The sequence below is a fragment of the Acinetobacter bereziniae genome, from assembly GCF_016576965.1.
GTDB classification, from domain to species: domain Bacteria; phylum Pseudomonadota; class Gammaproteobacteria; order Pseudomonadales; family Moraxellaceae; genus Acinetobacter; species Acinetobacter bereziniae.
Map to the genome: position 1 here is coordinate 4396261 of NZ_CP066119.1, position 20654 is coordinate 4416914.

19 protein-coding genes and 5 tRNA genes are annotated in these 20654 nt (G+C 39.6%); 3 read left to right on the top strand and 21 right to left on the bottom strand.

The annotated features are described in order from the left end of the window. Positions 1-73: 73 nt before the first annotated feature. The 20 genes from I9192_RS20590 to I9192_RS20685 all read right to left on the bottom strand — a co-directional run bounded on the left by I9192_RS20590 (position 74) and on the right by I9192_RS20685 (position 16234). Positions 74-149: transfer RNA gene (locus I9192_RS20590), tRNA-Trp, on the bottom strand. Between the two features lie 51 nt (positions 150-200). Continuing rightward, on the bottom strand, positions 201-1391 hold the full coding sequence (tuf, locus tag I9192_RS20595; RefSeq protein ID WP_004718491.1) for an elongation factor Tu: 1191 nt from the start codon (positions 1389-1391) through the stop codon (positions 201-203). Between the two features lie 144 nt (positions 1392-1535). Then, positions 1536-1610 (bottom strand) — tRNA-Thr (locus tag I9192_RS20600). A gap of 12 nt (positions 1611-1622) precedes the next feature. Beyond that, a tRNA-Gly gene (locus I9192_RS20605) sits at positions 1623-1698 on the bottom strand. 34 nt (positions 1699-1732) lie between these two features. After that, a tRNA-Tyr gene (locus I9192_RS20610) sits at positions 1733-1816 on the bottom strand. Positions 1817-1870: 54 nt separating this feature from the next. After that, positions 1871-1946 (bottom strand) — tRNA-Thr (locus I9192_RS20615). A gap of 98 nt (positions 1947-2044) precedes the next feature. Beyond that, entirely contained in the window at positions 2045-3538 is a 1494-nt protein-coding gene (trpE, locus tag I9192_RS20620) for an anthranilate synthase component I (RefSeq protein WP_005035277.1), read from the bottom strand. Between the two features lie 129 nt (positions 3539-3667). Beyond that, complete coding sequence (locus I9192_RS20625; RefSeq protein WP_200150013.1) at positions 3668-4336, bottom strand: HAD-IA family hydrolase; 669 nt, start codon at positions 4334-4336, stop codon at positions 3668-3670. Between the two features lie 128 nt (positions 4337-4464). Beyond that, positions 4465-5223 carry an FHA domain-containing protein gene (locus I9192_RS20630; protein ID WP_200150014.1) on the bottom strand — a complete coding sequence of 253 codons (759 nt, stop codon included), beginning with the start codon at positions 5221-5223 and terminating at the stop codon, positions 4465-4467. A 173-nt stretch (positions 5224-5396) separates the two neighbouring features. After that, positions 5397-7643, bottom strand: coding sequence for a type II secretion system secretin GspD (gspD, locus tag I9192_RS20635; protein WP_200150015.1), 2247 nt, complete (start codon positions 7641-7643; stop codon positions 5397-5399). Positions 7644-7684: 41 nt separating this feature from the next. Then, positions 7685-8536: a type II secretion system protein N gene (locus I9192_RS20640; RefSeq protein ID WP_004826224.1), complete on the bottom strand. Its 852-nt coding sequence runs from the start codon at positions 8534-8536 to the stop codon at positions 7685-7687. After that, positions 8536-9279, bottom strand: a complete 744-nt coding sequence (gene gspN / locus I9192_RS20645; RefSeq protein ID WP_200150016.1) for a type II secretion system protein N — start codon at positions 9277-9279, stop codon at positions 8536-8538. The genes I9192_RS20640 and gspN overlap by 1 nt, the downstream gene beginning before the upstream one ends. 163 nt (positions 9280-9442) lie before the next feature. Continuing rightward, the gene (locus I9192_RS20650; protein ID WP_004826222.1) at positions 9443-9769 is read right to left on the bottom strand and encodes an H-NS histone family protein; all 327 of its coding nucleotides are present in this window, start codon (positions 9767-9769) and stop codon (positions 9443-9445) included. Positions 9770-9995: 226 nt separating this feature from the next. Then, a complete protein-coding gene (locus I9192_RS20655; protein WP_004826221.1) occupies positions 9996-10433 on the bottom strand; it encodes an acyl-CoA thioesterase in 438 nt (145 codons plus the stop codon). A gap of 9 nt (positions 10434-10442) precedes the next feature. Next, on the bottom strand, positions 10443-11636 hold the full coding sequence (locus I9192_RS20660; RefSeq protein WP_005035264.1) for a YfgM family protein: 1194 nt from the start codon (positions 11634-11636) through the stop codon (positions 10443-10445). A gap of 1 nt (position 11637) precedes the next feature. After that, on the bottom strand, positions 11638-12471 hold the full coding sequence (locus I9192_RS20665) for a hypothetical protein (protein ID WP_200150017.1): 834 nt from the start codon (positions 12469-12471) through the stop codon (positions 11638-11640). Beyond that, on the bottom strand, positions 12468-13250 hold the full coding sequence (locus I9192_RS20670; protein WP_005035260.1) for a uroporphyrinogen-III synthase: 783 nt from the start codon (positions 13248-13250) through the stop codon (positions 12468-12470). Before I9192_RS20670 ends, I9192_RS20665 begins: the two co-directional genes overlap by 4 nt. 10 nt (positions 13251-13260) lie before the next feature. After that, positions 13261-14187 (bottom strand): hydroxymethylbilane synthase, encoded by a 927-nt coding sequence (hemC, locus tag I9192_RS20675; RefSeq protein ID WP_026040287.1) that lies wholly within the window; start codon positions 14185-14187, stop codon positions 13261-13263. Between the two features lie 96 nt (positions 14188-14283). Then, entirely contained in the window at positions 14284-15021 is a 738-nt protein-coding gene (locus tag I9192_RS20680; RefSeq protein ID WP_004826215.1) for a LytR/AlgR family response regulator transcription factor, read from the bottom strand. Between the two features lie 52 nt (positions 15022-15073). Next, the gene (locus I9192_RS20685; RefSeq protein ID WP_026040288.1) at positions 15074-16234 is read right to left on the bottom strand and encodes a sensor histidine kinase; all 1161 of its coding nucleotides are present in this window, start codon (positions 16232-16234) and stop codon (positions 15074-15076) included. Here I9192_RS20685 and argH point away from each other — a divergent pair. Next, a complete protein-coding gene (gene argH, locus I9192_RS20690; protein ID WP_004826213.1) occupies positions 16225-17655 on the top strand; it encodes an argininosuccinate lyase in 1431 nt (476 codons plus the stop codon). The genes I9192_RS20685 and argH overlap by 10 nt on opposite strands. Before the next feature lie 11 nt (positions 17656-17666). Then, complete coding sequence (locus tag I9192_RS20695) at positions 17667-17936, top strand: oxidative damage protection protein (protein ID WP_004826212.1); 270 nt, start codon at positions 17667-17669, stop codon at positions 17934-17936. Between the two features lie 653 nt (positions 17937-18589). Here I9192_RS20695 and I9192_RS20700 read toward each other — a convergent pair. Next, positions 18590-19228 (bottom strand): sterol desaturase family protein, encoded by a 639-nt coding sequence (locus tag I9192_RS20700; protein ID WP_004826210.1) that lies wholly within the window; start codon positions 19226-19228, stop codon positions 18590-18592. 216 nt (positions 19229-19444) lie between these two features. Here I9192_RS20700 and I9192_RS20705 point away from each other — a divergent pair, with 216 nt between their 5' ends. Next, positions 19445-20449 (top strand): AraC family transcriptional regulator, encoded by a 1005-nt coding sequence (locus I9192_RS20705; RefSeq protein ID WP_200150018.1) that lies wholly within the window; start codon positions 19445-19447, stop codon positions 20447-20449. The last annotated feature ends 205 nt before the right edge of the window (positions 20450-20654 follow it).

The following is a 20654-nucleotide window of genomic DNA, read 5'->3' on the forward strand; positions in this document are numbered from 1 at the left end:
TTTGTACTCGTCGTAGGTTTCGCGACTTATTATATGACCAGTTTAGCCGACATCAAGTTTTTTATTTAAAAACTGGCAGGTCAGGAGGGACTCGAACCCCCAACATTCGGTTTTGGAGACCGACGCTCTACCAATTGAACTACTGACCTAATAAGCAAACCGAGAGCCGAAACTCTCGGTAAGAAAAAACATTTTAGCGATTATGCAGTTACTTTAGCAACTACACCAGCACCAACTGTACGACCACCTTCACGGATCGCAAAACGTAGACCTGGGTCCATTGCGATTGGGTGGATCAATTCTACTGACATTTCAACGTTGTCGCCTGGCATTACCATTTCAACACCGTCTTGTAATTGGATTGCACCAGTTACGTCAGTTGTACGGAAGTAGAACTGTGGACGGTAACCGTTAAGGAACGGAGTATGACGACCACCTTCTTCTTTAGAAAGTACATATACTTCTGCGTCGAATTTAGTGTGCGGCTTGATTGTACCTGGTTTAGCAAGTACTTGACCACGTTGTACGTCTTCACGCTTAGTACCACGTAAAAGTACACCACAGTTCTCGCCAGCACGACCTTCGTCTAGAAGTTTACGGAACATTTCTACGCCAGTTACAGTTGTTTTAACTGTATCTTTAATACCAACGATTTCAACTTCTTCGCCTACTTTAACGATACCAGATTCTACACGACCTGTTACCACTGTACCACGACCAGAGATTGAGAATACGTCTTCGATTGGCATCAAGAATGCTTTGTCGATTGCACGCTCTGGTTCTGGGATATAAGAGTCAAGCGCTTCAACAAGTGCAAGAACTGCAGATTCGCCATACTGACCAGCATCACCATTAAGTGCAGCAAGTGCTGAACCACGGATGATTGGAGTGTCATCACCCGGGAAGTCATAAGTAGAAAGAAGTTCACGAACTTCCATTTCTACTAATTCAAGTAATTCTTCATCATCAACAAGGTCACACTTGTTAAGGAATACAAGAATATAAGGTACACCTACTTGGCGAGAAAGAAGGATGTGTTCACGAGTTTGTGGCATTGGACCATCAGTCGCAGCACATACAAGGATCGCACCGTCCATCTGAGCAGCACCAGTGATCATGTTTTTAACATAATCGGCGTGTCCTGGGCAGTCTACGTGAGCGTAGTGACGGATTGGAGAATCGTATTCTACGTGTGAAGTATTAATTGTAATACCACGTGCTTTTTCTTCTGGTGCAGAGTCGATTGCTGCGTAGTCTTTAGCTTCACCGCCGTAAGTTTTTGCACAGATAGTTGCAATTGCAGCAGTTAAAGTTGTTTTACCATGGTCAACGTGACCAATTGTACCCACGTTTACGTGCGGCTTATTACGTTCAAACTTAGCCTTAGCCATTTGTTCTTCCTCGTTTATGTCGAACACGAGTTAAACAACTCAGCATCGACAATCGTCTAAAAAACTAGACACCTAATACTTGAAAAGCAGACTAATAAGCCTGCTTTTTAAAAACTGGTGTAGAATAATCTACTAAATTGTATCTGGAGCTCTTATCGAGATTTGAACTCGAGACCTCTCCCTTACCAAGGGAGTGCTCTACCACTGAGCTATAAGAGCAATCATCTTCGATGGAGCGGGAGACGAGGGTCGAACTCGCGACATGTAGCTTGGAAGGCTACCGCTCTACCAACTGAGCTACTCCCGCTTAATGTTGGTAATTAACCACTTATCGAAGTTAATGGTGGTGAGAGAAGGATTCGAACCTTCGAAACTTTCGTGGCAGAGTTACAGTCTGCTCCCTTTGACCGCTCGGGAATCTCACCATTTACACTTACTTTCAGTGCCGTTCCTCTACATTATAACACAAAACTTTAAGATGGTGCCGGCACACGGATTCGAACTGTGGACCTACTGATTACAAGTCAGTTGCTCTACCAACTGAGCTATGCCGGCGTTTCTTAGTGTTTCGTACGTTTCGTATCGGAACGGTGTGCAGTTTAGCAAAACTCAGAATCCTTGCAAGTGTTTTTTTTAAAAAAAACCCCAAAAACTCATAAAATCAATCCGTTTGATGATAATTCAACCGCTTTGATCACTGCGCGAGCTTTTATTTGGGTTTCATTCCACTCTGATTCAGGATTTGAGTCCACAACAAGCCCCGCTCCAGCCTGTACATAGACTTTATTTTCACGAATTACACAGGTTCTAATCGCAATCGACATGTCCATTTCACCATGCCAGCCTAAATAACCAACAGCGCCACCAAAAATACCACGCTTTACCGGTTCAACTTCGTCAATAATTTCCATCGCGCGAATTTTTGGCGCGCCAGAAAGTGTCCCGGCTGGGAAAGTTGCTTTAAAAACATCCAAAGCGTCAACATCATCCAACACTTCACCCTGCACATTGGAAACAATATGCATGACATGTGAGTAACGCTCGATCACCATTTGATCAGTCACTTGCACTTTACCGATTTTTGAAACGCGTCCAATATCGTTACGCCCCAAATCAATCAGCATTAGATGTTCTGCAATTTCTTTTTCATCAGAAAGCAAATCTTTTTCCAGTGCCAAATCTTCTTCTTTGGTTTTTCCACGAGGGCGTGTTCCCGCAAGTGGTCGTACAGTCGCAATACCATTTTCAAGGCGGGAAAGAATCTCTGGTGACGAACCTACAATATGAAATGGTTTTTGGTCAGCAATGGTCTGTCCTTGTACTAGGAATAAATAAGGAGAAGGATTCAAATGGCGTAAGGCACGATAAACCTGTAATGGATCACCATCGAAATCCGAGACCATTCGATGCCCAGGTACAACCTGCATCACATCTCCAGCACGAATATATGCTTTGACTTTTTCAATCGACTCTAGAAAACGGTCATGCCCAGTTAAAGATTCAAAATGTGGTGCTGTATGTTTTTTTGCAACCAAACTGATCGGCGTTGCCAATATGGCTTCCAAAGCATCGAGTTGTTGTTGTGCCTTGTTATAAGCTTGTGGATCATTAACATCTGCATGTACGATCAAAAACAAAGTGTCTTTTAAGTTATCAAACACCACCACTGTCTTTGACAGCATCATCCATAAATCAGGTAACCCAACAGGGTCAGCTTCAGGCACATTGCTTAAGCGTGGTTCAATATAACGTACTGCGTCATAACCAAAATACCCAACCAAGCCGCCTGTAAAATTTGGCAACGCAGGTAAATCTTGTTGCGTAGGCACTTTAAACTGTGCCTGAAAGTCACGAATATATTGAAATGGATCAGTACATGTCTGTGTCTCAACTCGCCCATCTGGAAATTTAACTGTAAGTTGTCCAGCATTGCAGGAAAATACAGTTGACTCACCCAGACCAATAATCGAGTAACGTGCCCAGTTTTCGCCCCCCTCGACAGATTCAAATAAATATGCCTGTTGGTGCTGTTGTAACCGTGCAAATACAGACAATGGCGTATCCGTATCTGCTAAACGTTGGCGATAAACAGGAAGCAGGTTATATCCCGCCGATTTTAATTGTTCAAATTGCGCTAAAGTTGTCATGAGGAATTCTCTCTATTTTCGATATTACTAAGTATTGATTTGCATACAGCTCACTTAGTGACGCCATCGAAAAGTACCTTTTCCATTCATTCCTCTTTCCTTTTCTCACAACAATTTCAAATATAGGGGTTAAGCCAAAAGCTCTGTTAAATCGTCGACCACCTGTTGCGGTTGACAAAGATGAATATCTTCACCGTGATTATAGCCATAGCTGACCACAATACAATCAACCTCTGCACGGCGGGCAGCTTCTACATCATTACTTGAGTCACCAATCATCAATGTTTTATCGACTGAAGATTGGTATGTTTCCACACAATACAACAATGGTTTTGGGTGTGGTTTTCGTACTTCAAAACGATCTCCACCAATCACATCAACAAAATAGTGATCCATTTTTAATTCTTCTAAGATTTTTCTGGCAGGCTGTTCAGGTTTATTGGTCACACAAATCAGCTTCTTGTTATTTTGTATTCCCCAATCTAAAAACGCTAAAATCCCAGAGAATGGCTGAGTATCTACACATGGTTCGGCATTGTAAATTTCCAAAAATGTATCAAGCAACTGCTGATGCAATACGGGATCAACCTCGCCTTTTAAATATTTTAAAGTACTTTCACAAAATAATGATGTGCCTTTGCCAATCCAAACGCGGACTTGTTGCTCAGTGATTAAAGGAAGATTTAAACGTGCCAAACTCAGATTCATAGCACGATATAAATCAAATGCTGAATCAACCAATGTTCCATCCAAATCAAATAAAATAAGTTCACGTTGGTCTAGCTTTGCCACATTCATGCTGTACACCTAAAATAATTTTTTAAAACTTATTGCACTAAAAATAAAATCCAACTTTAGTCTTTGTATAGACTTTACATAAAACAAAGGCATGCGATTGCATGCCTTGAGTGTATCGCATTCACAGATTATTTAAACAACAGCCATGCAATAATTGCCAAAATGATTAAGACAACCACCGTCATCAAGCCAACTTTGGCATTTTTCTGAGTTTCTATCTCTTTTTCAACGCGTGCTTCTGGCGCTTTAACTTGTTCAATGTCAGGTTTTATTGGCGTATGAATGTCAACACCATCAGGAATTGGAGCTGGCTTAGGTACAGCTACGCCTGATGGCATTCCTTCACGAGTGATTTGTACATTACTATCTCGTGCCGAAAGCTCTGGCATGCCCTGTTCACTCATTTTTTCTGCCGCACTCGGTTCAACTGATACAGGTGTATCAAGTTCTGCGGTTGCAATAGCCTCAGCAGGCTGTTGTACTTGTTGTTCGGCTGGTTGTGAAACTGATGGTTCAACTTGTGCAATCGCTGGTTCAGCATCTGCAATGATAGAGGTAGGCTCTATGATCGGTTGCTCAGCCACTTCAACTGCTTTTACAGGTGCAAGTACATTGAATTTAATACTGGCAAATTGAACAATATCGCCATCCATCAACATTTTATCTTGATCGATACGTATATCGTTCACAAAAGTTCCGTTTGATGACTTTAAGTCCTGTACCCATAATGCATCGTCTTTCAATAAAAATGCGGCATGGCGACGTGAGATTTCCGCAGACTGCAATAAAAGATCCGCATCTTGATGGCGACCCACCAACATGTCACGGCCAATCGTCACTTCCTGTCCTTCTAGCTCACCCGAAATTGCTTGTAATTTCCAAGTCATCGTCATTCTCTCATTCCAATTTACATTTATTTTAACACGACACATCTAGAGTTCTAAATCAACTTAAAACCATACTTTAGCTCATGAATCAAACAAGCCATTGCAACAAATTAACTGTAAATCTTAAACATTCAATCAAACAACTGATTTAATTTTAACACTTAAAATATCCGCTACTGCTTACGGATATCGTTGGGTTCCTCTGCAACAGGGGTTGTAACCGCATTGCTTTTGTTTGGATTTGTTGCTACGCCACCTGCGGGTACTTTCTGATATTGACTGGATGGCTGTGCCGTCGGCTGTGGTTGAATCAGTTTAGGCTGAGTATTTGGTGATGAGGTAATAGGCAAGCGCTGTTGGAATACATCATCAACATTGGCAGGCAGTTTGGCAAAATTCCCATCTTTATCCATCGCCAATTGCAAGCTGTATAGCTGGTCATAACGCTGTTGGGATAAACGACGTATTTCTGCATCACCACCCACTATTGTTGGATGTATAAACACTAAAAGATTACGTTTAATATTCGATTTACCATCTGCTCTAAACAGACGCCCTAAGCCAGGAATATCGCCCAAGAACGGTATAGACTGACGTGAATGTTCGCTATCATCTGAAATCAAGCCACCCAATACGACCGTTTGCCCATGATCAGCAAGCACTGTGGTTTTAATCGCACGTTTACTGGTCACCAAATCCTGAGCTTGCCCTTTACTAGATTTGACCCCTGAGACTTCTTGTTCGACTTCCAAACGAATTGAACCACCCTCACCAATATGGGGAACAACTTTTAAGGTGACCCCGACATCTTTACGTTCTATCGAAGTATAAGGATTGACCGTTCCGCCCGTGCCTGTAGATACCGACCCTGTTACAAAAGGTACATTTTCACCCACAACAATATAAGCTTCTTCATTGTCCATGGTCAGAATAGAAGGCGTAGAAAGTAGATTTGATTTCGTTCGTTCTTTTAATGCCTGAATCACTGCACCATAGAGCTTACGAGAACCATCTGCCCCTTCTTTATAATCCCCTAAAATAAGCGACGTACCTGGACCGACAGCACTTCCTAAACCAGCCGCACCACCTGATAGATAGCCTGCTGCCAATTTAGCTAAACTTGTACCCACATTAGAGAAATTGACAACCCCCACACCACTACTAATGTCACCCATTGCCCATTGCACACCCAATTGATCTGTATCATTTCCTGACACTTCAAGGATAGTTGCCTCAATCAATACCTGTTGACGGCGTACATCCAATTGCTGGATGGCGGCTTCTATTTCTCGCATCAATTGTGGTTCGGCTTTGACCACCAAGGCATTTTGTGCACCGTCCGCAATGATACTTACCCCATTAGCATTAAAGCTGGTGACACTGTTTTGATTATTGTTATTGGAATTGCTATTTAAATTAATCCCCGGCGTTGAAATAGTACTCCCTGAGCTGGAATTTGAAGAAGAGTTATTACTGTTATTGTTTAAATTACTGCTATTACTAGAATTATTATTGGTCGAAGAATTATTTGAATTTGAATTGACTGCTTGCCCAGTGACTAAGCCTTGTAAAATTTCAGAGAGATTTTTTGCACTGGCGTATTTGAGTTTAAATACTTTTAGTCCACCTAAACGATCTGCTGATGGCACATCGAGCATTTCAATCATATTACGAATACGTTTGCGTGTACCTGTATCGCCTTTAATTAAAATACGGTTGGTGCGTACATCTGCAATAATACGTACCCGTGCCCCTGCGAAATCTTTTGATGCGCCAGTCGCACTCATTGCATCCAATTGTTTAATGATTTCTTCAGCCTGACTTTGCTGCAAAGGTACAGCTTCAATATCATTTTGTCCTGTACCATCCAAATTACGAATGATGGTTTCAAGTTGATAAATATTTGCCGCTCGATCTGAAACAATTAACGCATTGGTGCCTTGTATGGCTGCCAAATGAGCAAATTGAGGCATTAACGGTCTAAGTGCAGGAATTAAATCATTTGGATTAGTATTTTCTAACCAAATTACCCGTGTGACCACCTGATCACCGCGTGCATTATTGCGTGGATCATAAGGAACACCAGAGTTTTTAACATTACTGTCAGGCACTAAACGTATGGTATTGCCTGATGGAATCGCCACTACACCATTGACATTGAGCACACCTAAAAATAGGTCATAAACTTCGTTTTTATTGAGTGGTTTGTTTGAAATAACAGTTACATTGCCACGTACGCGCGGATCAACAGCAAAGTTTTTACCCGTAATATCTGCAACTTCATTGATAAAAGCCGTGAGATCAGCATCGCGTAAGTTAATCTTCCACGTCTGAGCATATGTTGCTGTACTAACTGCAACCATCATGGGTGCTGCTGCAACGATAGCCCAGAGTGGTCGATTGTGAGTCAAAAAAGCCATAACTTATTATCTATCCTAATTTTATTTGTAGTCCTAGCCACTTACAAACTTTGCTGAATGGTCATCACCTGATCACCACGCTTAATTTCAATTTTTACTTTTCCTTCACGCTTTGCTTGTTCTAGCAGTTGAACATCACTCTGTCCTTGACCGACTGACTGCCCATTGAGTGAAAGAATGCGATCCCCAGACCGAAGTCCTAATTTATTTCGAAGTGCTGCGGGGGTTTGTTCTGTCACCTCATAGCCTTGTCCGCTATTGGTGTTCACCCCCATGTTCTTTAGATATTGTTCTCGATTTTCATTCATTCGATCAATTGCCTGCCCCAACGCATTCTGACTGGTATTTTGTGGTGGCGGTACAGCTTGATCTGGATTACTGGTTGGTGTTGCCATATTCGAATCTGCAGGCTGCCCAGGTAAAGGCTGATATAAATTATCCAAACCTGTAAAACGTAACTCTTTACTATTATTGCCACCTTGGCTTAAAACGATATGATCCCAATATACTTCTGACAACTGATAACTGGTGCCTTCTATGGTTTCACCAACCACATAACGATCTGCCGTTTCCTTTACTTTAATCACAGCCGATGAAAAGCGTGCAGGATAACTCACCACAACACCCTGCAATACCATTGGAATGCTGTCATCTGCTGTTGCGCTTGAACCCACTTCATTAAACAAGGAAAAACTTGAAATATTAGGAACTTGTGCTTGTTGCGAGCCTAGACTCACTTGTTCAGGTTGCATCACTTGAGGTGGTGCGACCACCCACCAAAAAATAGAGGCTAATTTCCAACACAATGCCAAAATCAATATAAATAAGGCAACAGGTGCGAGATGTTCTGCTTTTTTCCAAGAAATGTTTTCAAACTGTTCTTTTATATTCATTAGAAACCACCTTGAATCAGTGGTTGTCTTGAACTGATCACAAATGTATCCAGTCCAGCTTTTCCATCATAAGATGGAACATTGAGTAACATTCTTTGGGTCAATTGTACATCCAACATCATACTTGGATCTAAACTAATATTCGCCATTTTTTGACTGCGTTGATCTTGAATATCAAAAATCAGTTTACCCGCTTCATCTTTTAGCTGTGCATTTAAAGAAGGGATATTCATTTGATCTTGCCGTTGACCAAAAGTATAGCGAAGTTCACCACCAGCCCAATGCAGCTGACCATCAACATCACTAAATCCAGTATCTTTTTTAAAACGAAGGCTCATGTCCGAAATCTGTATGGCGTTTGCAGGCCATTGCCAGTTGGCTATATTTTTCAATGTTTCAGGAGCAATCTGACCTTGCATTTGATTAACAATGATTTTTTTACCCAAGCCATAGCCCACAACCCCACTAAGTTGCGTTTGTCCACTATGAACCTCAACATTTGCCCCAACACGCAATAAGATTAAATCCCAAGGACGCGTACGCCATGAAACTGACCCACGTAAATTACCTTTATGCCAATCCGCTTGCCCTTGCCAAATATTGCCACTGACATTGTGTAAGGTTTGATTATTTTTATAAAATTTAGCAATTAACCATGTTGCAGGAACTTGTAAAAGTACAAAAATTAAAAAAGCGACAACTCCAGTAATCCACCAGGTCATCTGTTTTGATTTTTTATTCATCCAGCTTTACCATCATTGATTTATTCTTCCATGCAAGATGATGCCCTCTTGTTTATACATTATGCATAATTTTTTCATATCGCCAATTCACTCGTATAAAAAAACCAAGCAGTTTTGCTTGGTTCTTTTATTTTATCGTCATTGAATGACACTTAGATGAAGATTAGATCAAGAAATCTTCTAATTTAGCGCCTTTTTCAATTTCAGCAACCAACCAGCGAGGTTGCTTACCACGACCCGTCCAAGTTTCAGCTGTATTTTTCTTATTGCGGTAGCGTGGCTCAACAGCTTTACGTGTTGTCTTTTTACGTTTTTGAGCACCATACTCAATAAACTGCTCTAGGCTTAAACCCGCAGATTCTGCAATTTCAACAATCTTATTATAAGCATCTTCGATCGCTTGATCTTTTTTACTCTCAATTAAAGCTTCAGCTTCAGCTGTTAACTTTCTTAACTCTTCAACAGATAAATTACTAATATCAGGCATCATTAACACTCCACATTAAACTTCGCAAATATATTTAAAATAAATTCACAGCAATAGTATTTTTATTTATACCAATTGGCAATACATATATTCCCCAATAAATACATAAAACAACAAAAAATGATTATAACATGCCAAAAATGTTTATTTATCCCAGTCAAAATAAACATACAACAAAAAGTAATTTTTGATACACGTTTTAAATATAATGATGATAACTGTAGCGTTTTTATAAATTCAGCAAATTGTTTTGAACTGTTGCTTCGAGATCAATTATAACTTTTCTTAAATTTTCAGGTATTAATGCTTTTTTCATAGAATCTTTATCTACAAATACGATGACCGCTTCACCATCGGCAACAATCTCCTGTTGCTGTTCACTGAATAATACATAATGCATGCGTATTGCACTATTGCGCATTTCCGCTATACCTGCACCAATATGTAGCACATCTGGATAAAATACTGGTTTTAAATATTTACATTGACTTGAAGCAACCACAGTTAAAACATCTTGTTCAAATACATTTAAACGATCAAAATATGCAATACGTGCACTTTCTATATAACGATAATACTGCACATTATTCACATGACCAAAAGCATCCATATCTCCCCAAGCGACCTTTTGTTCATAAACGATAGGGAATTGTGCCAATAGATTCATAATGTATTCTCAAATTTTAAACTGAATGTAGTTGCTGTCTTTTTCAAAAATTGAATTCAATTGCTGAATTAATTCATCATTGCCATTTAGAGTGGCTTTAATCCGTAAATAATTCATCAAAATATCATTTGGATATAATGCTAAGAGCTGATCCGCTTCTGTTTCACGTTGTGTCGCCGTATATATATGCCACTTTGCAAAACTAAATACAGGAATATTTATATACTTACTTTCCAGATGAATAATCTGTTGTTCCAGATATTCATAATCTGGATTTTGCCGAAGCAACTGTTGTTGAAACCATAAGTAGAAAACATCCTGATCGAATTTCTCATCCAGCAATTGAATGGCAAGTTGTTGCTGTTGCTGTGCCAGCTCAGGTAGACGAGTAATTAACTTCAACCATAATACTTTGGTGTCATAGGGCATTTGATCAAGTAAAGGTGCGATTTCAAAAAACTTGTGCTGTAATAACTCCAAGTCCTCAAATTGCGCTTGGTCATAGCAACCTAAAAGCTGAATCAACCATTGTTGTTTGGTCGCGACTTCCAACTGTCCAAATTGACTTGAATGTAAATAGTGCCAAGGTGACTGGATTGCAAACTGTCCCCATAATTTTTGTACTGATAATTTATAACTTTCTGAAAGTTGACTGAGCCATGGCGACAACTCATGACCATTTAAAAACTCAAGATGTGTCAAAGCTTGCTGACTGTCATGCTGCGCCAAATAAATTTCGATACGGAGAATTTCGGCTAATTCAAATGCTGAGGGTGGGCTATTTTCCAAAACTTGCAAAGCTGCTGCATAATCACCTTGCTTGAACAATATTCGGGATTGAATAATCGCTTTTAATAAACCCGATTGATCAAAAATATTTTGAATAACCTGTTCTTGCTCATCTTCACCATCTAATAACCACAACACACCCAATTGTTCAAAGGGATGCAAATCACTAAAGTTTAAAACCTGTTCTAATTTTCTTTTTTCTCGGCGTAAGTAACGGTTTAAGGCATACCACATCACATGCATAAGAAAGCTGATGATAACGCCTAAAAATAACAACACCCATAAGTTCGTCTGGATTTGAATATTATGCCAAAGCACATAAACATAACCTGCCCCTGCGGTATAACTGAGTACACTTAAAATCGCAAAAATAATCAGGCTAATAAAGGCATAGATCAAGAAAATATGTTTCATCTCACAACCCCAACACTGCCAAGCTATTCAGCTTAGGAACAGGAGATTGTGAGCTCTGTTTAATTTTTAATAATTGTTGTTTGATGTTCTGACTCGCAGCATCAGGCAACAGTTCAAGCTGTTGAATCGCCTGATTCAGCATGGCTTTATATTCAACATTTTGACCTTTAACTAGAAGTTGTTGAGCGAGCAAGAGTCTCAATTGAGTTTCTTTTAAAATAAAGCGGCGATTGCTCAATTCTGGTGTATCCGCACTAAGTACATCGACCTTGAACCATTTCTCCCAAAAGTGGGCACTCTGACTGGTATTTAATTTGAGTTGATTATTTTTCAGTTCTGCAGTCAAACTTTGATCAACTTGTTTGATTAAGCTATCCAACTGATCTTGCTGTGCATTTCTTTCAATCACAAACTGTTGGATATTCTGCATATCTTGAGCAATGCTTTGATGCAGACTTTGCTTGACTGCCTCTGCCAATGCGTATTGATCTAAAGATTGGTTAATTTGGGTTAAATGCTCCAGCGCGTAGACAAATTGCTGTTGTTGTATCGCAAACTGAACCAACTCGAGTTGCTGTTTAATCAACACACTTGGGTTGATTCCCGTACTGGGTTCTTTGAGTACAGGAGGTTGCTTGCTTGTTTCTTGACTCGGTTCATCCGCTTGTCTTTTTACTGCCACCAATTGATCGTTCAAACTGGCATTTTTTTGTTCACTTTTATGAAGTTTTTGTTGAATCTCATCCAACTGTTGTGAAACATGATAGAAGTCATAACTCAACTTAATGAGCCATCCTAGAGCGATCAACAATAAGATATAAATAAACTTCTTCATAATTTCCTTTGCAACTGCACAATGCTATGTAGAATTGCTTTTGGTTCTAGCGTTAAAATTTGAGTGATATTAAAACATTTTTGAGTCGTATTTTTATCATGCATTAATAATTGATACAAACGCTCACCCAAAACTAAATAATGACAGGCATCAACCAAATGAGGATGCTTTTCTGTCAACGCCAACCAATTTCGCCAGCTTGCTTCACTACTGATACAAGTCCAGTAAGGCGGCTCAAATTGATTTATTTGATTGAGCAAAGCAGAAAACTGTATTTGGGTTTCTGGTGGGCATAAACGCTCGTATAAAACAAAGTTTAAAACATCAATATGACGTTCTTGGCACTGTTGCATCATAAATTGGCGACCACCTTTACCGCGCCAAAATGCAATTTTCTGAATATTCTCTATGCTGTTAAATATCGGTAAACTCAGCATACCTTCGGAGCTTTCCACTTCGGGTACATGACTTGCTATCCCAAACTCAGCCAAGCATTGAGCCGTTTTTTTTCCAACAGCAATCCATTGAATATGTTGAATTTGTGCAAGTGAGAGTCCTGACTGTTGTAGATATTGCATCCCAATCTGCACAGCCATCGGGCTGACTACGACGATACACTGTGTTGTTAAAAGTTTTGAATACAGTGTAGCTAAAGTACTGTCATATGGACGGGGCTTTAACGCTAATAAAGGCAAATCAACCACAGTAAAACCTGATTGACGCAAGCATGCTGTTAAAGGCTCAGCTCGGTCAATCGGACGTGTATTGATAAACAGCATCGCAATCCAATTACTGTGTTTGATACAGTGCTTTAAGTAAATCCCCAGCACCAAGTTGCAATAAATCTTGTGCGAGTTTTACACCCAACTGCTCTGCTTGTTCGGCAGTACCACTGACCTTGCTACACAGCAATGTCTGACCGTCAGTACTTCCAACACGACCTTCTAAAGACAATACTTGATTGTCCAGTGTTGCAAAGCCTGCAATTGGTACCTGACATCCACCCTCAAGATAAGCATTGAAGGCGCGTTCAGCACGTACACACGCATTGGTTTCATTGTGCATCAAAGGCAGAATCAGATTTAAAGTTTCAGGGTCATTAGAACGACACTCTAAACCTAATGCACCTTGTCCCACAGCAGGCAAGCTGAGTTCTGGTGCGAGACTATGACGGATACGTTGTGCAAGCCCTAAACGCTTTAACCCAGCACTGGCGAGAATAATCGCATCATACTGACCTGCATCAAGCTTAGACAAGCGTGTACCCACATTGCCTCGTAAATCAATCACATCCAAATCAGGACGCTGTTTCAGAATTTGACATTTACGGCGTAGACTGGAAGTACCAAGTTTGGCACCTTGAGGTAAATCTTCAAACTTTGCATAATGATTTGAAACAAAGGCGTCAAATGGATCTTCACGCTCACAGATCACCGCCAGCTCTAAACCTTCAGGCAATTGCATAGGGACATCTTTCATAGAATGTACAGCTAAATCTGCACGTCCATCCATCAATGCTGCTTCAAGTTCTTTGACAAATAAACCCTTTCCACCAATCTTAGCCAAGGGCGTGTCTAAAATTTTGTCACCTTGAGTGACAAAAGTCACCAACTCTACTTTGATATGCGGATGCAATTGTTCTAAACGATCACGAATATGTTCTGCCTGCCACAATGCAAGCGGGCTTTGTCGAGTTGCGATTTTCAAGGTTTTCATCATTTCAGTTTTGCCAAACTTTTAAACACTCTAAACTTACCCTGCAATCTTAAAAATGCAAGTAAATTATCAAAATGATTTATCTTTCACACAAAACTATAAATTCTGCATGCGTTCCCTAAGCAATGGTAAATGTCGACGACTCACCGCCAGACGCTCCTCAAGCTCACGGCATCGCGCTTGATACTGTCCTGAAGCAACCATTTCCAGACCATCCAAATAATCCAAAGAAATGAGTGCATTACGGTGTATTCGTATAAAACGATCTGAAAATTCAGTTTCCAAATCCTTTAAGGTTTCATCAATCAAAACGCTCCCATTTTTATGGCGAACGGTGACATATTTTTGATCTGCTAAAAAATAATAAATATTTTCAACAGGGATCAGTTCCAAACCTCGATAGGTTTTTGCAGCAATTTGCTGCCTTTGCACTTTTTCTTCCATGAGTTCTTTTTTTTCTATCTGAGTTAATTGAGCTTGCGTCAGTTTAGTCACATTCCCTAAAACTGTTTCCAATTCATCCTTGGCAATTGGCTTTAACAAATATCCTTTTGCTTGAGATTGAATCGCCTGTAAAGCGTGCTCATCAAACGCTGTACAAAATACGATTGCAGGCATCGGGTTAAAATGCGCCAAATGTTGCGCACAACTTAAGCCATCCATTTCTGGCATCTGAATATCCAGCAACACGACGTCAGGCTCAAACTGTTGAACCATCTCCAATGCTTGCTTTCCATGTTGTGCTGTGGCAATAACCTGATGCCCAAGTTGCGACACCAACCGTGATAAGCGTTCCACTGCAAGCGGTTCATCATCACAAATCAGGATGTCCATTGCTCCTCCTTACCCAAATACCTACATTATTTATTTTTAATACATGTCCCAATCATCTATTTTTATACTGATATTGAATGACCATTGTAAATAATCCATTCCCTGCATAATTCCGAAAATAAACAGAATCGCCAAAATGTGCTTTTAAACGCTGTTTTACATTTTCTAAAGCAATTCCATGCCCTTGTCTCACTTTTATTCTATCTTGTAAAAATGGGTTGGTAATGACTATATTGACTTGATTTTGCAATATTTCAACCAGTATCCCAATCTTGGCATCTTTCATTTGGTTTTCGACCCCATAAAAAATACTGTTTTCAATTAAGGGTTGCAGGGTTAATAATGGAATTTGCACATATTCCAATAATCCTGGCTGTGGAATATTCCACTCGACATTTAAACGCTCGCCCAAACGGATTTGTTCAATGGCAATATATTGTTTCGATAATTGTATTTCTTCTTTTAAGGTCACCAATTTTAATTCTTGAAAGCTTGCTCTAAACAATTTTGACAAGTCAATCAGCATTTGTTCTGCTTTATCTGGATCAATTGCAATTAAACTCACCACACTGTTTAAACTATTAAATAGAAAATGAGGATGAATTCGCGCCTGCATGGCTTGAACCCGTGCATTTAATTCACTGTGTTGTTGTAAAACGGCTTGCTCGCGAATATACATATAACGCAAACAAAATGCACCGAGTAATATCCCATAACTTAAATGCAAAATAAGATTATGACTGATATCGCTTGTCGAAATATTTTGTAAAGAAAAATGAACAGCCCAATAATGCACAATATTCAGCACCAAAGTTGTGCACATGACGATGACCTGTAAAAGTATAAAACTGAAAATCATCACCGACAAATAAGTATATTGCGCTAACCTTTTGGCAAATAGATCTTGAAAGGCAGCAAATGCCAATAATATCCAGTTAATATATAAAATATATTCTAAAACATGCCAAACATTTAGATTGCTCCACGACTGTGCTTCTGCCAGTGCTAATAAAAAAGCCAATACATTACTGGAAATAAATAATTCCAATAAATACTGACGATGCCCCATTTTGCTAAAAAAATACGAAGGCTGAAAATGCGAAGTAGATTTTCTTGATGAATGATTGTGCTTTACTTCGGCAAGTGAGGCTGAATTTGTTATACTGCGTTTAGTTCTACTGCTTTTTTTCCTACTGAGCCGATATGACCACATCTTCTAATTCCTCTAATCCGTCACAAGCCCAAACTTCAGGCATGTGGGGCGGTCGTTTCTCTGAAGCTACTGATGCCTTTGTTGCTGAATTTACTGCTTCTGTCCAGTTTGACCAACGCTTTTATAAACAAGATATTGCTGGCTCTATTGCACATGCAACTATGTTAGCAAAAGTTGGGGTGCTTACAGAACAAGAACGTGATGACATTATCAATGGTTTGAATACAATTAAAACTGAAATTGAAGCAGGTCAATTCGAATGGCGCATCGATCTTGAAGATGTGCATATGAATATCGAATCTCGCTTGACTCAGCGTATTGGTATCACAGGCAAAAAGCTACACACCGGGCGTAGCCGTAATGACCAAGTTGCGACAGATATTCGTCTCTATGTTCGCGATGAAATTGACGCAATTTTAAAATTACTGGAAAAACTACAAAAAGGTATTCTTCGCTTAGCCAGCAACAATACCCAAACCATCATGCCTGGGTTTACTCATTTACAAACTGCACAGCCTGTGACTTTTGGTCATCATTTAATGGCTTGGTTTGAAATGTTGGTACGTGACTCTGAGCGTCTGATTGACTGTCGTAAACGTGTTAACCGTATGCCTTTGGGTTCAGCGGCATTGGCAGGTACGACCTATCCGATCGATCGTGCGTTCACTGCGGAATTATTAGGTTTTGAAGCAGTTGCTGAAAACTCGCTAGATGCTGTATCAGACCGTGACTTTGCCATTGAATTCAACGCAGCTGCTTCACTGATCATGATGCATTTATCACGTATGTCAGAAGAATTGATTCTTTGGACGTCTGCACAATTTAAATTTGTGAATATTCCAGACCGTTTCTGTACTGGTTCTTCGATCATGCCACAGAAGAAAAACCCAGATGTTCCAGAATTGGTTCGTGGTAAAACTGGTCGTGTCTATGGCGATCTTATGAGCCTGTTAACCTTGATGAAAGGTCAACCCTTGGCATATAACAAAGACAATCAAGAAGACAAAGAACCATTATTTGATGCCATTGATACCATCCGTGGTTCATTGATGGCTTTCGCAGACATGATTCCTGCACTGGTACCAAATGTTGATGTAATGCGTGAAGCAGCACTTCGTGGCTTCTCTACTGCAACAGATTTGGCAGATTATCTGGTTAAAAATGGGGTCGCTTTCCGTGATGCCCATGAAATCGTAGGTAAGGCAGTTGCATTGGGTGTTCAGGAATCTAAAGACCTTTCCGAATTAACGCTTGAACAATTACAGCAGTTCTCTGATTTAATTCAGGCAGATGTATTTGAAAAAGCATTGACATTAGAAGCTTCAGTGAATGCCCGTAACCATATTGGTGGGACTGCACCTGCTCAAGTGGCAGCGGCGATTGAACGCGCTCATACACGTTTAGAAAAACTTTATGCATAAGGAGTTTTGATATGACTCGACAAGTATTTTGCCGTAAATATCAAAAAGAGTTAGAAGGTTTAGACTTTGCACCTTTCCCAGGCGCAAAAGGACAGGAATTATTTGACACTGTGTCTAAACAAGCTTGGCAAGAATGGTTAAAGCATCAAACCACATTGATTAATGAAAAACGTTTAAATGTATTTGAAGCGGATGCTAAGAAGTTTTTAGAAGAACAACGTGAAAAATTCTTCAATAATGATGAATCGTTGGAAAAAGCTGAAGGGCTTAAACCAGAGTAGTATTCAAAGATCTATACAATGGTCATTTGAAAGCAACCTGTGTATTGTGCTTCATAAAGAAATCCCCTGATGGGGATTTTTTATAGTCTATTGATGCTCAAAAGAACAAAGCACTTAAAACATTGCCAGAATCTAATCGCATTTCTCTAAATGAGATTAAATTAATATACGTTCAACTTAACGCTATTCTTTCAAATATTTTATATAGCGCTTAGGTTGTAGAAAGATTTTGTTTTCCCTTCTACCAATTTGACCGACATCTATCAATTTGACCAGCATCGCTATCGCGTTTGGCGACATGGATGCCATAGATTAAGCTGTACTAGCTTAGCTCTGATTTGATACTCATCAAACCCCATTAGCTACGCTGATCGTGCCATGTGAGAAGTGCGATTTTTGTTTTTGTAGACATAAAAAAAGGAGTCTTGGAGACTCCTATAAACTTCAGAAACGACAGCTATTTGCATTCTGAAACATATCTTGATGCTAGCCAGTATAATCATGAAAACATGTTATACATTGACCAAACATACATATTTTGTGACAAATCACGACAATCGAACTGATAATTCGCGCTTTCAGATCAATGGAGACAAGAATAGCGCTCCAAACCAATCAGATGAGTCAAAGCTAAACTTTAACAAAACACAAGATCAGGCGACTGAATCTACACGGTTCGCCGAATGTTCTTCAATCACTTGTGGTTTTTTCTCAACCCATTTTGCAGGAAAATACTTTTCAACGGTTGTTGAAACCCAGTGTGCAATCGGCTGAGGTAGCGTGATTCCCAACGGATTTTGCTCTTGTAAATCTGCGGATGAGATCACCCGTGTTCCCATCAGATAGTCAAACCACGGCTTGGTCACACACCAGTTTGCATCTTGATTTGCATTCATATGATGATCATAGTGCCAAGGAATTTTCTTCATCGCCCATGCTGGCTCTAAATGTGCACGGCGGTGAATATAATAATAATTACATGCACTATATAAAGATGCAGCCACCATGCCTTTTGAAATCGGATAAAAAATTAAACTCGCAGCACCTGCAACCACTGCCAATGAAACAATTTCATTTTTGGTGCGCCAATTCGATATACCTTGCACATAACCATCATCATGAAAATCCTGCTTACGGACTTCGCGATGATGTTCCCAATGCGATTTCATACTTCTTGGAACAGGGCTAAAACGTGGCTTTCCAGGACGGTGCTGACCATGCAAAATATAATTATGTGCAATCCACTCAAAGCCGTTCGCAAAGACCAATCCAACTAAAAAGCCTTTTAACATGTTTTTTCTCCTCTGCTTATTTTTTAATATAAAACTGTGCTGAAAAAAGATATTGACATGGAAAAGTATTTTCATTGACAAATCACGACATGAACACTATAGAAAATCTATCACCAACCCCATAAAATGCGACTTGTTTGCTGGATTTAAACTCGCTTAAAATAGCACCAAGTTTGATCTTACATGATGTAAATCGCACAACAACAAGATGTGTCAATGATGCTATTAAAGGATTATGCAGGCTCCGTTTATGGAGGGCTTGGGCAATTACTCTATACCTTTAGCGAAGCTAGAGGCTTAAACATTTCACCCAAGTTACAACAGGTTCAAAATCTTGAACGCTTTGACTATACCGTTTGGCGTGAAATTTTGGATGAGATACAGTCACAAGTACAAAGCCCTGCTTTAGGGCTAGAAATCGCACCTTATGTACAACCGAAGCATATAGGGATTATTGCCTATATTGCACAGTCCTGTGACAGTTTAGGAGAAGCCCTCAGCCGCTATCATGATTTTCATCGTTTAATTTATGATGGTAGCCCACTTAAAGTCGAATATTATGATGAACAACATATTTCGGTGGGTTGGGCAAATCTACCGGCTCACTTCACCACTCAAATCACGGATGAAATCGCGATTGCTGTGATGATTCAATTTTTACGTTTATTTGTTTCTGACAATATTCAACTTTATCAAGTCAATTTTATTCACCAAGCACCCAAAAATAGCATGGCATATGAAAGCTTTTTCAATTGTCCAGTAAAGTTCCAACAACCAAAAGTTGAGATGATCTTCCCTATTTCTGCTTTAACCATTCCGGTTAAACAAAGTGACCAAACCTTACAAAAGTTGCTGATGCAACAAGCACAAGCTCTACTGGACAGCTTGCCGAATACCACCCAATTAGATGAGCGCTTACAACAAAGTATTTTATTGGGGCTACAAAAAAATAATTATCAAATTAAGGAAGTTGCCAAGCAGCTCAATATGTCTACACGCCAATTACAACGTCATTTACAAAGTCAAAATACCACCTATCAACAACGTGTCCAAGATGTTCGGCAACTACTCGCCTTTCAATATTTGCAGGATCGCTATTTAGGACTACATGAAATTGCTTTGCTTTTGAGCTACTCCGAACAAAGTGCCTTTCAACGTGCTTTTAAACAATGGACTGGGCTCACACCGCAACAATGGCGACTTCAAAATCGAAATACTTAAACATCATCGTGCCTGATTTAAATGATAAATATTTATTAAATTTCCTCTATTAATGCTTTATTTAGATCATATTTTTGGCAAATCTTTGCGGTTTTTTCCACAATTAAATCAGAACATTAAGTGATAGTATTATCAATAAATTATATTTGTGATTCAATTTTCATATTTTTAAACTATGATAATGATGCTGAAAATATAAAGTTGT